Here is a 14419-nt window from a genome sequence, read left to right on the forward strand (position 1 = left end):
CGAAGAGTTGTAAGACGACTCAGGCCGACGTCTTACCGGTGACGGTGGGTATTGACCTCATAACCTGCGAGGAACAGATCGATCGCCGATTCGATCACATGGGCCTGGGACGCTGCGTCGAGGGTGGGTTGGCCAAGGGTAATCTGCGGCCAGAAAGCAAAGGCCTTGAGCAGGCTTTGTATCTGGTGAGCGGCGAACGCCGGATCGTCGCCACTCAGTCGGCCGTCTTCCTGGGCGGCGCGTACCCACAGGGTAAAGCCTTCTTCACGCGCGCTCAGGCGGCTGACCATGTCCTGGGCGCGTTCCGGCGAATGAATGGTGGCCGCAATGGCCACGCGCGCCAGGTCGAGGAAGTTGGCGTCCGACATCATCTTCATTTTCGCTTCCAGCAACTTGCGCAGTTGATCGCGCAACGGTTGATCGCTGCTGTATGCCACATCCAGCTGCGCGGCACTGCTGGCCCACAACTGATGGAGAATTTCGGCGAATAGCTCTTCTTTACTGGGGAAGTGGTTGTAGACCGTACGCTTGGAAACGCCGGCAGTGGCGGCGATCCTGTCCATGCTGGTGACCTCGAAGCCATTCTTGCGAAATTCGGCGATGGCCGCCGTCACGATAGCTTCGCGTTTACGGTCGGTGAGGCGTGGGGAGGCATTCATGGAGGACGTTCGGCTCAAAAATGAAATTACACTCGGCAGTTTACTTGTTCAGGATTTTGTTGCAATGTAGAAACTACACTGTGCAGTGTAATTCATGAGCAGACGTAGGAGTCACTGTGTAATGGGCACCCTTTCAACCCGTCTCGATCCCGCACCCACTGCGCTCAAGCCTGCCGAGCGGGAGCAGGGCCACTTCCATAACGATGCGCCGGTGCCGCACGGTGGCTTTGGCAAGACCTTGCGCATCTTTTGGAACATGTTGTTTAACAAACCGCTTACTACAAGGCCTGTGGGCAACATCCCGGTACAGAGCCTGACCCGTGAACACCTGGAGGCAGCCCCCAATCACAGTGTGTTCCGCCTGGGCCATTCAACCGTGCTGCTGAAAATGCGCGACAAGTTCTGGATCACCGATCCGGTGTTCGCCGAGCGCGCCTCGCCGTTCAGTTGGGCCGGCCCCAAGCGTTTCCACCCACCGCCTATCACCCTTGAAGCATTGCCGCCCTTGGAGGCGGTGATCCTGTCCCACAATCACTACGACCACCTCGACCGCGCGGCGGTCGTCCAATTAGCCGACAAGACGCGCTACTTTCTGGCGCCTTTGGGGGTGGGAGACACGCTGGTCAAATGGGGTGTGGATGCCGGCAAAGTGCGGCAACTGGACTGGTGGCAGGGCATCGAGGTCGATGGCATCCGTTTTGTTGCCACGCCGGCGCAGCATTTTTCCGGGCGTGGCCTGTTTGACGGCAATCAGACTCTATGGTGTTCCTGGGTGATGATCGATGACGCGCGGCGGATATTTTTCAGCGGCGATACGGGGTATTTCGACGGCTTCAAGCGGATCGGCGAGCAATACGGACCGTTTGACCTGACCCTCATGGAAACCGGGGCCTACAACGTCGACTGGCCTCACGTGCATATGCAGCCGGAGCAAACATTGCAGGCGCATATCGACCTCAGGGGCCGTTGGCTGCTACCGATTCACAACGGCACGTTCGACCTGGCGTTCCACGCCTGGCACGAGCCGTTCGACCGCATCATGGCACTGGCCTGGGAGCGCAATGTGTCGATCACTACACCGGCCATGGGGCAGGCGTTCAGGCTCAACCAGCCCGAGCGAGGGCATGCGTGGTGGCTGGAAGTAGAGACTCAAGATGCAAAAGAACACGCTGCAGGCTGATTAACGAGCGTGGGGAAAAAGGTGTTTTCAGGGTGTTTCAACGCTGCGACAAACGTCGGACGGGAGTGCGATGATCCCTCGGAAATTTAATGTAGGGGGAGACGTTGTCATGAACGATAACTGCAAGAAAGTGTGGCGATTGGGCATACCCTGCTTACCGGCGTGCACGCACGCCGTTGCGCATGAGAGCGCTGATCCTGGTTCTTCCAGCCCCATCCAGGCGCGAACCGACAACGCCAACTCCGGTGCTATCGTCTTCGGTGCTACGCGCGCTGAGGGAGCGGTGCTCATACCCGGCTACAATGCTTTGGCGCCAATGATCAGGCCCACGCGAGACCCGGCTTTATCACTGATCGCAATCAGTGGTGTCGACCCCACTGAGCCCGTGATGGTTGAAGTCCCCCTGGTGCAAAACAGCAGCGCTTCGGATGCATCCCTGGTGCTGGAGGGATGGCGTATCGGTTATGCCAGCCGATATGTACGCGATGGTCAAATCGAACCCGCCGATCACAGTGCGACCCTGCAGCGCGCGCTCGTCATCCTGCGCCAGGCGGGCGTGCAGTTAGTAGCAGTGGACGCGCAGTGTACGAGCGACCCGCTTGAATCCGGCACTGCCATCGATGGGCTTGTGACCCGTCATCGTTTGGATGCCTTGATGTCAGACGAGCAAAGCCAGGCGTTTCATGCCGCTTGCAGAAGCGGCTACCCCAGTGGCTGCCAGGCACTGGAAGAGGGGGCCAGGCTCTGGTTTTATGGGGCCCGCTGGGCGGGTGAGCGGGTGAAGGTTCTGCTGCGAATTTATGCTCAACTGATAGCATCCAGCGTACCTACAGCAGTTATGGAATGATCATACCGGGCAGTGGGATTAGCTCTGCATAGAGCTGCCGGAACAACCTCTTAGACTGCTGTCGGGTTATCGGACGATAGCCCTCATTCAGTCACTTAAAGGGGTATTTTATGATCGGACCCGTTTCGGCAGGTGGGTGGGCGTCAGGCCTGGTGCAAGAACTTTCAAATCCGCCGCAGGGCTTCAAGGGCGCCTGTCAAATGGCAGGGGAGATGTCCAGCCGTGGTGCGGTCACCTCAGAGTCGCTGGTGAAGGACTCCCTCAGACAAATCGCTAATGTTGATCGTGGACTGCAGGGCGGTAACGCGTTTGTAGAAACCAACCCGGATGCCCTCAAGGACGCCAGGGCTCGCGATCTGGAACGTAAAAAGGGCCATTTGCGCGGGTATTTGCATGGCGTTCCCATTGCACTCAAGGATGTGTTCGAAACCGGGGACCGTATGCAGACAAGCGCTGGTTCCAAGGCGTTGGTGGGAGAGAGCGCGACTAAAAATGCCAGGGTTGTGGACAACTTGCTGGGGGCAGGGGTAGTGGTGGTTGGTAAAACCAACATGAGCGAACTGTCTAACTTCCGCTCCAAACTGCCCGTGGATGGCTGGAGTTCGCGAGGCGGCCAAACGCTGAACCCACATCGCCTCGGAGGGGCGGTGGCAGGGTCGAGTTCAGGCTCAGCAGTGGCAGTTGCCCAGGGGCATGTGCCGCTGGCGTTGGGGCTGGAAACCAGCGGGTCGGTCATTACTCCAGCGGCTTATAACGGCGTTTTTGGCTTGAAAACCTCCGTAGGCTTGCTGAGCAACGAGGGGGTCATGACCAGTTCACGCATGGATACGATTGGCACATTCACCCGTAATGTCTGTGATGCGGCAGAAGCGCTCAACGCCATGGCCGAAACCCGTGTCTATACCGAAGGCTTGCGGCCCGACGCGTTGAAAGGCAAGCGCATTGGCTACACGCCTGTGCCTGAATTGTCTGCAGAGGAGGCCAGGGACCCCGCGAAGCGGGCCGACAGCAAGCATTACGCACAGGCGCTTGAGGTGTTGCGGGCTCAAGGTGCGATCCTGGTGCCCGTTGGCACCCTCGAGGATGGCGTCGAGGAGCAAACCTACACCGATTACAACGAAGCGTTGTTTTCAGACGTCAAGCATCACTTGGAAGAGTATCTTGCCGGACGCGAAGGCTTGCCTGTCAAATCGCTCACCGAGCTGATCGCATTCAATAAGCGTAACCAGCAACCTGGTGAGCCTGATCACAAGTTGCTTGAGCTTATCAACGGCCTGGAAACGACCGAGGACCAGCGCGATAAGCTGTGGGACGCCGTCCTCCCTGTTTTTCAAAAGACCATCGATGATCCGATGAAAGAGCACAAGCTCGACGCCATGGTGTCGAATTTCCTCTCAAACAATTATTTTTTCAGTGCTGCGGCAGGTTACCCCGCAATGTCCGTTCCCTCGGGCATGGATGATGAAGGTATGCCAACTGCACTTTACCTTTACGGGGCGGCTAACAGCGAGGCCACCTTACTGTCCGCTGCCTATGTTTATGAGCAGGCCACACAGGCGATCAAAGAGCCGGCATTCCTCCCGGGCACTCCGTTTACGCCAGCACCCGTAACGGCAGATAACGCGGCCGAGGCACCTGCAGGCAACGTCTGAAGATGATCCAACCTCTGCTCAACGGCGCAGGGTAGAGGTTGTCCCTGTGCGGCCAACCGACAAATAATGCGTAGAGCTGCGCCACTGCTGGCCCGATGTCGGCGTGGCTTGAACTCAATGTCATGGAGAGAAAACCATGGCCTGTAGAATTCACATCCTTGGCGCTGCAGGCGTCGGTACGTCCACCCTGGGCAAGGCGTTGGCCGACTGCCTGAATGTGGCCTTTTTCGACTCGGACTTCTATTACTGGCAGCAAACCCCGGAACCGTTCTCTGCTGCCCGACCCAAAGATGAGCGCATCCGCCTGTTGCAGGAACACACCGCAAGCCATGAAGGTTGGGTGTTGTCCGGCTCACTCTGCGGATGGGGGGATACCCTGATCCCGCTGTTCACCCATGTGGTCTTTCTGCGCCTGGACCCCGACGTCCGCCTGCACCGCCTGCGCGTGCGAGAACAACAGCGCTACGGCGACCAGATACTCGAAGGCGGCAGCCGCCATGTAAACAGCGCCACATTTCTTGCCTGTGCCGCGCGTTACGACGACGGCAACCGCAGCCTGCGCAGTTTGCGTCGGCATGAAAGCTGGTTGAAGCCATTGAGTTGCCCGGTAATCCGGCTGGACTCTACGCACCATTCGGTTGAGGCGTTGACGAGTCAATTGATGCAGCGGGTGAACCCAGCAACCGAGAGATGATGCCGGGTGCCGCGGGGTCGGCCGCTACGGTGTCGAACCGGCGTTTGCTCATTCCCCATCCCGGTGCAAACCCAGGGAAAAACACCAACCCTTGGGCCTCCAGACAAAATGCCAGGACCAGTCGGGTTTCATCCTCGACGTCGCCGTGGCTCTCCAGTTGTTGAACGGCTTGCACCGTCACGCCAGCCTGACGGGCCAGTTCTTCGCGGCTCCAACCCAACATGAGGCGGGCCTGGGCGCTGTGTTTGGCGGTGAATTGATGAAGGACGATCTGCTGTTCTACGAAAGAGCTCATTGCCAGAGAGGACATTGGGATTTCTCCAGGTTCGACAGGGGAGGCACAACTATACTGTGTTTTTATACAGTTGTTCCTACCGCTCATCAACTCAGGGCAAAGGCTGGCGTTTCCACTTGCGCCTATTCCACTCCCGGCACTTGGCGAATGATCAGATGATCCAGGTTTTCAATATTGGCGCTGAATACCCCGAACGTCTGCTCGGGGGTCTTCTTGCTCGGCACTTGCTTGAGCTGCGGCGTGACGCCATAGAAAAAGCAATACAACGCTCGTTCGCTGGCTGCTGCGGCCTTGATCTGCTCCAGGAATGCCGTGCGCTTGCGGTAGTTCTCGATGAGCTTTTTGCTCAGGTAGACGTTGACGGCGTAGGGTTTTTTGTCGAGCCATACCTTCTTTTCGAAGTCGATGCGAAAGCTGCTGGTGTAGTCCTTGATCGCCTTGATCCTGCCCCAGTAGATCAGGCCCGTGTTGTCCTGCAGGTATTCGATTTTTTTGAAGAACGTCCAGTACGTCGCTGTGTGCTCGCCGATTTTCAACGGCATTGATTTGAGCCTGTCCTTGTCATCGATATTCGACACGTAACACTCCACCGGGTGGGCGAATACGCTGGTTTTGTCTGGGGGGGTGTCGTTCTTGCCATGGGATGTGACGACGCGATTTGAAGGGGCCTTTGTTGGTTCTTGCAGGACGACGTTCTCGGTACCTGTCAGCGGATTCTTACGTTCGTACTGACGCCGTGTGAGCACAAACTCCGACGGGAAATGTTCCTCGCGATCGTCATCGCTTTCTCCGGCCGCGTTCCTGTGCGCGCTGGCGTAGCGGCAACCCTCGATATGCCGGGTAGCGGTCTTGTTCTTGAAATGCGGTGTGCGTCGGTAGTTGACGTTCTTTGCGTTGAACGTACTCAGTGTATTGCCGGTATCGAACGTCGCGCGGCATACATCGTTGGGGCAGAGAAAGTTGTCCGTGTCGGAATCGAAATCGGCGGTTTCGTCGAAATTCAGGTCTCGTACGTCATAGATCGACAGCTTGTCATCGAGACTCAGGCTGTAGGCCGTGTCGAATTTCATGGGGCTCGGGTCCGTGAGAGGTTTGGCTATTAATAGCGAGAACCTGCGCAAATATCAGCAAGAACTTGCAACCCGTCGCCCACTTACAAAGCACAGTGTTCCCCCGGCTGCGGTCAAGGCCGCCAGGGCATAAAACATGCTGGCCGGCGCCGCATTGATCAGCAGATACCCACAAATCAGCGGGCTCATCGCTCCGCCAAACGCCGCCAGGTTCTGCGCGCCGTAGTAACTGCCCCGCAGTGGATCGGGAGCGATGGTGTCGATAAACAGGAATTCTGCGGGGTAGATAATCATCTCGCCCAAGGTGAATACGAACATCGCCAGGCACCAACTGACCAGACTGTCTGCCAGGCTGAACCCCATCAACCCGAGAATAAACAGCAGGGTGCCCAGCGCAATCCAGTGGCGTAACTGCTCGCGCTTGAGAAAACGGCCAATCTGGTACTGCAGCAAAATCACCGTGATGGCGTTGCAGGCCAGCACTGCGGACAGAATCTTCAACGCGGCTGCGGGCGTGTAGGCAACCAGTAGAAACTGCGACAGATACAAGGTGTAGCGCCCGTGGACAATGGTGCTCAACAAACTGCCGCTGGTGAAGAGGATCAGCGTGCGGTCGCTGCGCAAGGTCTGGAGGGTGCGCAGAAAGCTTTGCGGTTTATGACGGGTAGTGCGTGCGGTCGGAGCAATGCCGACCATCAGGAACAGGCTGCCAAAAGCAATCGCGCTGGCGATCAGGAACGGCGCCCAGGGCAGTTGGCCGGCGATCAACACGCCGACCATGGGGCCGGTGGCATAGCCGACGTTGGTCAGGGTGTAGCGCAGGGAAAACACTTTGGCACGCTCGCCCACCGCCAGGTTTTCGCTGATGATCGCCTTGGAGCCGATCAGGAACAGTGCCGACGCGGCTTCGGTGATCATCAGGGTCAGGGTGGTGAGGTAGAGGTTGCTGGCAAACGTCAGCAACAGAAAACCGATGGAGCTGGAGAGCATGGCCAGGATCAGCAGCTTGCGCTTTTCCAGGCGGTCGATGATGTAGCCGCCGTACAGACCGAGCAACGTGGCGATAAACACGGCAACGCCCATCAGCAGGCCGATGTCCTGCTGGTTGAGGCCCAGTCGGGTACTCAGCCAGAGGGCCAGCAGTGGGCTGGTCATGGAACGGCTGACCACGATGGTCACCGAGCAAATCAACAGGCGGCGAATTACCAGGGAGTAGGTGGCCACGGCTGGGGAGAGCATCCTTGTTATTGCTTATGAACACACAGATCCAATGTGGGAGGGGGCTTGCCCCCGATGAGGGCGTGTCATTAAACGGATGTAGAGCTGACCCACCACAATCGGGGGCAAGCCCCCTCCCACCTTTTCAGACCTTGTTTCTACTGGCCGGCATTGATGCTGATCTTCTCGACCGCACCTTGCTCCAGATCCCACTTCTTCAAAATCTTGCCGTACGTCCCATCATCAATCATGCCCTGCAACGCTTCACTGATCGCGGCGACCAACTCGGTATTGCTCTTCTCGATCCCCAACCCGGTGAACTGCTTGGAAATCGCCAGCCCCACGGGCTTGTACTTGCCCTTGTCCAGCGACATCAGATAAGGAATCGTCTCGCTGCCCTGCATCGCCGCATCCAGGCGGTTCTGCTGCAACTGCGCGCGCGCATCGGCCGAGCCTTCGGTACCGATCACCACGATCGCCGGCTTACCCGCCGCTTCGCAGTGTTCCTTGCTCCACGCGGCAATTTCCGACGGCCAGGTGGTACGGCGGCTGGTGCCGACTTTTTTACCGCACAGGTCAGTCAATTCCTTGATCTCCTCACGCTTGGCCAGGGTGTACAGCTGCGGGCCGCTGGTGAAGTAGTCGATAAAGGTCACCGATTTCTGACGCTCGGCGGTGTCGCTCATGCCCGACAGCACGATGTCGACGCGCTTGGTGGTCAGGCCGCTGAGCATCTGCTCGAAGCCGGTTTCCTGCCATTTGATCTTCACGCCCAGACGTTCGGCCAGGGCGTTGCCCAGGTCGAAGTCAAAGCCGGTGAGCTTATTGGTGGCCGGGTCCTTGAAATCCATCGGCGGGTAGTTCGGCACGATGGCCGCGCTGATCTCACCCTTGTCCTTGATGGCTGCGGGCAAGGCCGCGAACACCGCGCTGGAAGCCATCAGGCCGGCGAGCAACGAAGGAATAAACATCTTTTTCATGGGGGCGTTCTCGTTAGTTTTTTAGTTAAGTGCGAACGGCAGAAATGAAGCTTTGGGTACGCGGGTTTTGTGGGCTTATTAGAATGTCTTCGGGGCTGCCGGCTTCCACAATCTGGCCAGCATCCATAAACACCATGCGGTTGGAGACTTCGCGGGCAAAGCCCAACTCATGGGTGACCACGATCATGGTCATGCCGGTGGTGGCCAAATCGCGCATCACCGACAGCACTTCGCCTACCAGCTCCGGGTCGAGGGCTGACGTGGGTTCGTCGAATAACATCAGCTTGGGGCGCATCGCCAACGCGCGGGCAATCGCCACACGCTGCTGCTGGCCGCCGGACAACTCCACCGGGTAGGCATTGCGCTTGTCCGCCAGGCCCACGCGGGCCAGCAACTCCAGCGCATCCTCGGTGGCCTCCTTGGGCGAGCGCTTGAGCACCTGGCACGGGCCTTCGATGATGTTTTGCAGCACGGTCATGTGCGGGAACAAATTGAAACGCTGGAACACCATGCCGGTGGCCAGGCGCTGCCGGGCGATCTGCACTTCGTTCATCTCGTGCAGCTTGTTGCCGACCACCCGGTAACCGACCAGTTCGCCGTCGACCCACAGGCCGCCCTTGTCGATTTTTTCCAACTGGTTGACGCAACGCAGCAGGGTACTTTTACCCGAGCCGGACGGGCCGATGATGCACATCACTTCGCCTTGCTCGACCTCGATATTGATGTCGCGCAGCGCGTGATACTGGTCGTAATACTTGTTCAGGTTGACGGCCTTGACGATGCTTCTCATGGGGCAAATCTCCTCAACCCAGACTTACGAACGCTTGCCGGCGCCGCGGGCAAAACGACGCTCGAGGCGGCTTTGACCAAATGAAAGAACCGTCACCACCGCCAGGTACCAGATGCCGGCCACCATCAGCAGCTCCATGACCCGCGCGTTGGCGTAGTAGATGTTTTGCGCGTTGTGCAGCAGCTCCGAGTACTGGATCACACTGGCCAGGCTGGTCATTTTCACCATGCTGATGAACTCGTTGCCTACCGGCGGAATAATCACGCGCATGGCCTGCGGCAGAATGATCCTGCGCAGCGCCTGCAGGCTCGGCATGCCGATCGACTTGGCGGCTTCGTACTGGCCGGTGTCCACCGACAACAGCCCGGCGCGCACTACTTCGGCGGTGTACGCGCCCTGGTTGATGCTCAAGCCGAGCAGGGCGGCCACGAATGGCGTCATCAGGTCGACGGTGTCGAGGCTGAACAGGCCCGGAATCGCGATCACCGGGAAGATCAGCGCCAGGTTGAACCACAACAGCAGTTGCAGAATCAACGGCGTACCGCGAAACAACCAGGTGTACGTAATCGCGACGTAGCGCAGGATCGGGTTGGCCGACATGCGCATGATCGCCGTGATTACCCCGATCACCACGCCCAGCGCCATGGCCAGGATCGACATGATGATGGTATTGGCCAGGCCCCAAAGAATGGCTTCGGACGTCAGGAACTGCCCGATGTAGGACCATTCGATCTGACCCTTGGCAAACGCACGCAACAGCGCCGCCAACGCAATCACGATCAACGTGGCAAAAAACATCCGCCCGTAATAACGCCGCGGCACGTGCTCGTACTGGGTGATATCGAACTGGTTTTCGGACAACTTGCGCTCTATCTCCAAGCGCTCGGCCGGGGTCTGGTTCATGGTGATTCTCCAAAAAACGACTACTGTTGCACTCGGTCCATCTATTGAAGCACGGTCAAATGTGGGAGCTGGCTTGCCTGCGATAGCGCCCGTCCACACAGCAGAAAATTCCCAGGGTTAAATCCGAAACCCCTGATAACCCTCGACCCACTTGCGCTGCTCAGCCAACGCCACCTTCAACCGCGCCATCTGCTCCTTCACCCGCTCCGGCGCGGTCCCCCCCCAACCACTGCGCGCCGCAATCGCCGCTTCCAGGGTCAGGCAGTCGCGCACCTCGGGTGTGAGTCGAGCATCCACCTGCGCCAACATCGCCGGCGAGGCTTCCCACAGCTCAATCTCATGTTTCTCACAGGCCTGCACCAACGCGCCGGTAATCTCATGCGCTTCCTTGAACGGCACCCCCCGGGTGGCCAACCAATCCGCCACCTCGGTGGCCAGGGTAAAACCCATCGGTGCCTGCCGCCGTAGCTCGTCGACCTGCACCTTCATGGTCGCGACCATCCCGGCCATCGCCGGCAACACCAGCAGCAAGGTGTCCACACTGTCCAACACGCTGTGCTTGTCTTCGCTCAAGTCACGGTTGTACGACAGCGGCAACGACTTGAGCGTCGACATCAACCCGGTCAGGTTGCCGATCAAACGCCCGGCCTTGCCCCGCGCCAGTTCGGCAATGTCCGGGTTCTTCTTCTGCGGCATGATCGAGCTGCCGGTCGCGTAGGCATCGTCCAGCACCACCCAACGAAACTGACGCGACGACCACAGGCAGAACTCCTCCGACAGTCGCGAAATATTCACCCCGAGCATGCCCGCCACAAACAGAAACTCCGCCACATGGTCACGGCTGGCGACAGCGTCGATAGAGTTTTCGCACGGCCCGGTGTAACCCATTTCCTTGGCCGAATACTGCGGCTGGCGTGCAATCGCCGAACCCGCCATCGCCGCCGCGCCGAGGGGCGACAACGCCGTACGCGCATCCCAATCCACCAAGCGCTGCACGTCGCGCAGCATCGACTGCGCATGGGCCAGCAAGTGGTGGGCGAACACAATCGGCTGCGCCTGCTGCAGATGGGTGAAGCCGGGGCAGATGCTCTCAACATGCTGCTCGGCCTGCTCGACCAATGCCTGCTGCAACCCCAGCACCTCGGTGGCGATGGTGCGCGCATGGTCACGCAGGAACAGGCGCAGGTCGTTGGCCGTCTGGTCATTGCGCGAACGCCCGGCGCGCAACTTGCCGCCCAGGGCGCCGAGGCGCTCGGTCAATACGCGTTCGATAAAGGTGTGAACGTCTTCGTCATCCAGGGTCGGATGCAGGCGGCCGGCGGCGAAGTCATCGCCGATACGGTCCAGGGCTTCCAGCGTGCGTAGGGTCTCCGACTCATCCAGCAACCCGGCGCGCTGCAACTCACGAGCATGGGCACGGGAGCCGGCCAGATCGTAAGGCGTGAGGCGAAAATAACGCTCGGGGCAGCGCGACAACGCGGCCAAGGCTGCAGACGGACCGGTCTTGAAACGAGCGCCCCAAAGGCGGTCGGTGGGCTGGGACATGGGTATTCCTCACGCTTGTTTTTAGAAGAGTCGGAGGCAGTGAAAATAAGATTTCAACGGGGTAGAACCGGCGTCTGACGCGCCGTATTCAAGGTTGCCAAGGGCGGATGTTTATGTTCATTATCGCCGCCTGGCTATGTTCAAGGATTGGGTTCAAGCCTGTTGAATATGGCACTCGAGGTCAACGCGCATTATGGAAACCCCACTTTCCACTTCTGGAAACCTGCCCCCCAAACCCGGCACAAGACCGCCGCTGCAACTGAGCGGACTGGACTTCAAATTGCTGCGGGTATTTATGGCCGTGGTCGAGGCCGGCGGTTTCAGTGCCGCGCAAAACGAGCTGAATGTGGGCCTGGCGGCCATCAGCAAACAGATTTCCGACCTCGAGATTCGCATCGGCATGCGCCTGTGCACACGGGGCCGGGAAGGCTTCGGGCTGACCGAAGAAGGCAAGTTGGTGTATCAAGCGTCCATTGAGTTATTTACCTCGGTGGACAGTTTTCGCGACAAGCTTAGTTCGGCGCAAAACGAACTGATTGGCGACCTTAGTGTGGGCGTTATTGATAACACCGTCTCCGATGTTAACTCCCCGCTTATTGCCGCCTTGCGCACTTTGCACAGCGAATCGCCAAAGATCAGATTGCGCCTGCATGCTTCGCAATTGGATGAAGTTGAACGCGGCGTAGTGGAAGGACGCCTGGTCGCCGGCATCGTCCCGGTGTACCAACGCCGCGAAGAATTCGACTACTTCCCGCTCTACGAAGAAAAGGCCCACGCCTACTGCGCCGTAGGACATCCGCTGTTCACCGCGAACGACATCCCGCCCGAGGTACTGCGCCAATACGAAGTGGTCAACCACCGCTACGCGATCCACCGCGACAAGCCCAACTTCGTCAACCACGACAGCCAGTCCGCCTCGGCCTCCCAAGTGGAAGCCGTCGCCATCCTGATCCTCACCGGCCGTTTCCTGGGCTTTCTGCCGGAACACTACGCCGCGCCGCTGGTAAGGGAAGGGCGCCTGCGTGCACTGTGCCCCGAGCAGGTCCACCTGAGCACCGCGTTCAACCTGATCCTGCGCCACAACGCGCCAAGAAGCCCGATGGTCAAAGCCTTCGCCATGGCGCTGGGCGTGGACCTGAAGACGCCGCTCTAAGCCCCGTCAAAGATCAAATGTGGTAGGTGTCGAGCCCCAGCGAGGCAGCGATGGGATCGACGCGGTTCTCCAGCCGATCCCAATTACCCGCATCACCGCTGCAACCGAGCCCGCCTTTTCTTCTTCGCATGAAAATGCCGAAAATGCGCATCCTGCGCCGCCGCCAGCAACTCCCGATCCCCACGCGTATCGCCCCAGGCCCTGAGCCGATACTCCCCCAGGTCCCCATACACCGCCTCAAGCCGCAGCACCTTGTTCTCACAGCGGCAATTGTTCCCCGTGAGCTTACCGGTCAGCACCCCGTCCACCACCTCAAGCTCAGTCCCGATCAAGCGGATCCCCAGCCGATCGGCAAACGGCTGCAACACCAACGCCGGCGACGCCGAACACAGCGTCACCACCGCCCCCGAGCCCAACTCCTGCTCCACCGACAACACCCCCGCCGGGCGCATCAACCGCGCCCAATTGCGCTGGCAATACTCCTCGGCCTTCTGCTGCACCCAGGTCTTTTCCACACCGGTCATAAAGGTGCGGATCAACTGCGCCTTCAACTCATCCCGGCTGATCTGGCGCACCAAAAAGCGCAGCCCCGGCACCGCCAGCTTCACCATCCGGCCATAAAACGCGCCAGTGCCAAAGGCAAACTTGAGGAAGGGCACGAAACTGTCGTGGTGGGTCAGGGTGCCGTCGAAGTCAAAGACCGAAAGTACTTTGGCGTCAGCGGGGCCGGCTTCGAGCATGTCTGGGTTCACGGGTTGGCCTCGGTCCTATCTAGTATTTTTTGAATGTGCATCAGGTGTGACAGCAGGAGTCTACTCCCGTGCCAATCTTCCGATCTTGGCGTAAAGCCCCTCGGTGAAAGCCTCCCGATCACTCGACCGGTGACAACGCTGATGGCAATTGGGGCACAAGGCTACAGCATTGCTGATGCGATCCGAACCCTTCTGGGCGAGGTGCTTTACGTGATGTACTTCAAGAAATGGCAAACCGTCGACCTCGAAAGGCGCGTTAGAACCGCTTGTCTTTCGTAATACCCCGCTGATTTACCAAAAGACACTACGGCATATCGCGAAGGCGCAGGCACCGGTGAGTGAGCCTAGGTGGCATGAATTTGAATCAACCGCTCTATGGATGATTCTCATGCAGTGAAGGATCCCGTTCAATTCAGTGAACACAAAAAAGCCCTGAGCAAGTCAGGGCTTTTTAGTATTGCTCGGATCAGTCCCAGCTCAACGCACCACCCGTTTGATACTCGATCACACGGGTTTCGAAGAAGTTTTTCTCTTTCTTCAAATCCATGATCTCACTCATCCACGGGAACGGATTGGTGGTCCCCGGATACTCTTCCTTTAACCCAATCTGCGACAAACGACGGTTAGCGATGAACTTCAGATAGTCCTCCATCATCGCCGCATTCATGCCGAGAACACCGC

The 14419-nt window shown here is 58.7% G+C and carries 14 protein-coding genes and 2 pseudogenes; 5 read left to right on the plus strand and 11 right to left on the minus strand.

Features of this window, described 5'->3' with window-relative positions; genetic code table 11:
* Positions 1-32: 32 nt before the first annotated feature.
* Positions 33-659, minus strand: a complete 627-nt coding sequence (locus CIB54_RS13160; protein ID WP_101219982.1) for a TetR/AcrR family transcriptional regulator — start codon at positions 657-659, stop codon at positions 33-35.
* Positions 660-780: 121 nt separating this feature from the next.
* On the opposite strand from CIB54_RS13160, the gene CIB54_RS13165 reads away from it, so the two are divergent.
* From CIB54_RS13165 to CIB54_RS13180, 4 genes are all read left to right on the plus strand, one after another.
* Positions 781-1839 (plus strand): MBL fold metallo-hydrolase, encoded by a 1059-nt coding sequence (locus tag CIB54_RS13165; protein ID WP_101219983.1) that lies wholly within the window; start codon positions 781-783, stop codon positions 1837-1839.
* 109 nt (positions 1840-1948) lie between these two features.
* On the plus strand, positions 1949-2686 hold the full coding sequence (locus CIB54_RS13170) for a hypothetical protein (protein ID WP_178084445.1): 738 nt from the start codon (positions 1949-1951) through the stop codon (positions 2684-2686).
* A gap of 110 nt (positions 2687-2796) precedes the next feature.
* A complete protein-coding gene (locus CIB54_RS13175) occupies positions 2797-4338 on the plus strand; it encodes an amidase family protein (RefSeq protein ID WP_420094156.1) in 1542 nt (513 codons plus the stop codon).
* Positions 4339-4474: 136 nt separating this feature from the next.
* Complete coding sequence (locus CIB54_RS13180; RefSeq protein ID WP_101219984.1) at positions 4475-5032, plus strand: AAA family ATPase; 558 nt, start codon at positions 4475-4477, stop codon at positions 5030-5032.
* Here CIB54_RS13180 and CIB54_RS13185 read toward each other — a convergent pair.
* From CIB54_RS13185 to argH, 7 genes are all read right to left on the minus strand, one after another.
* Positions 4962-5342: a helix-turn-helix transcriptional regulator gene (locus CIB54_RS13185; protein WP_101219985.1), complete on the minus strand. Its 381-nt coding sequence runs from the start codon at positions 5340-5342 to the stop codon at positions 4962-4964. The two genes, CIB54_RS13180 and CIB54_RS13185, sit on opposite strands and share 71 nt — an antisense overlap.
* A 107-nt stretch (positions 5343-5449) precedes the next feature.
* On the minus strand, positions 5450-6397 hold the full coding sequence (locus tag CIB54_RS13190) for a hypothetical protein (RefSeq protein ID WP_101219986.1): 948 nt from the start codon (positions 6395-6397) through the stop codon (positions 5450-5452).
* Between the two features lie 54 nt (positions 6398-6451).
* A complete protein-coding gene (locus tag CIB54_RS13195) occupies positions 6452-7621 on the minus strand; it encodes an MFS transporter (protein WP_101219987.1) in 1170 nt (389 codons plus the stop codon).
* Between the two features lie 152 nt (positions 7622-7773).
* Positions 7774-8595, minus strand: a complete 822-nt coding sequence (locus CIB54_RS13200; protein ID WP_065949438.1) for an ABC transporter substrate-binding protein — start codon at positions 8593-8595, stop codon at positions 7774-7776.
* Between the two features lie 25 nt (positions 8596-8620).
* Positions 8621-9385, minus strand: coding sequence for an amino acid ABC transporter ATP-binding protein (locus tag CIB54_RS13205; RefSeq protein ID WP_065887758.1), 765 nt, complete (start codon positions 9383-9385; stop codon positions 8621-8623).
* A 24-nt stretch (positions 9386-9409) separates the two neighbouring features.
* Entirely contained in the window at positions 9410-10288 is an 879-nt protein-coding gene (locus tag CIB54_RS13210; RefSeq protein ID WP_065949439.1) for an amino acid ABC transporter permease, read from the minus strand.
* A 117-nt stretch (positions 10289-10405) separates the two neighbouring features.
* On the minus strand, positions 10406-11833 hold the full coding sequence (argH, locus tag CIB54_RS13215; RefSeq protein WP_101219988.1) for an argininosuccinate lyase: 1428 nt from the start codon (positions 11831-11833) through the stop codon (positions 10406-10408).
* A gap of 193 nt (positions 11834-12026) precedes the next feature.
* On the opposite strand from argH, the gene CIB54_RS13220 reads away from it, so the two are divergent.
* Entirely contained in the window at positions 12027-12986 is a 960-nt protein-coding gene (locus tag CIB54_RS13220; RefSeq protein ID WP_101219989.1) for a LysR family transcriptional regulator, read from the plus strand.
* A 92-nt stretch (positions 12987-13078) separates the two neighbouring features.
* Here CIB54_RS13220 and CIB54_RS13225 read toward each other — a convergent pair whose 3' ends face one another.
* The 3 genes and pseudogenes from CIB54_RS13225 to CIB54_RS13235 form a co-directional block, all read right to left on the minus strand.
* Complete coding sequence (locus tag CIB54_RS13225) at positions 13079-13726, minus strand: HAD-IB family hydrolase (RefSeq protein WP_065949442.1); 648 nt, start codon at positions 13724-13726, stop codon at positions 13079-13081.
* Between the two features lie 72 nt (positions 13727-13798).
* A pseudogene (locus CIB54_RS13230) lies at positions 13799-14002 on the minus strand (HNH endonuclease); the annotation flags it as partial.
* A gap of 202 nt (positions 14003-14204) precedes the next feature.
* Positions 14205-14419, minus strand: a pseudogene (locus tag CIB54_RS13235) (ribonucleotide-diphosphate reductase subunit beta); the annotation flags it as partial.

This window comes from Pseudomonas fluorescens (assembly GCF_002837185.1).
Taxonomy (GTDB): domain Bacteria; phylum Pseudomonadota; class Gammaproteobacteria; order Pseudomonadales; family Pseudomonadaceae; genus Aquipseudomonas; species Aquipseudomonas fluorescens_AM.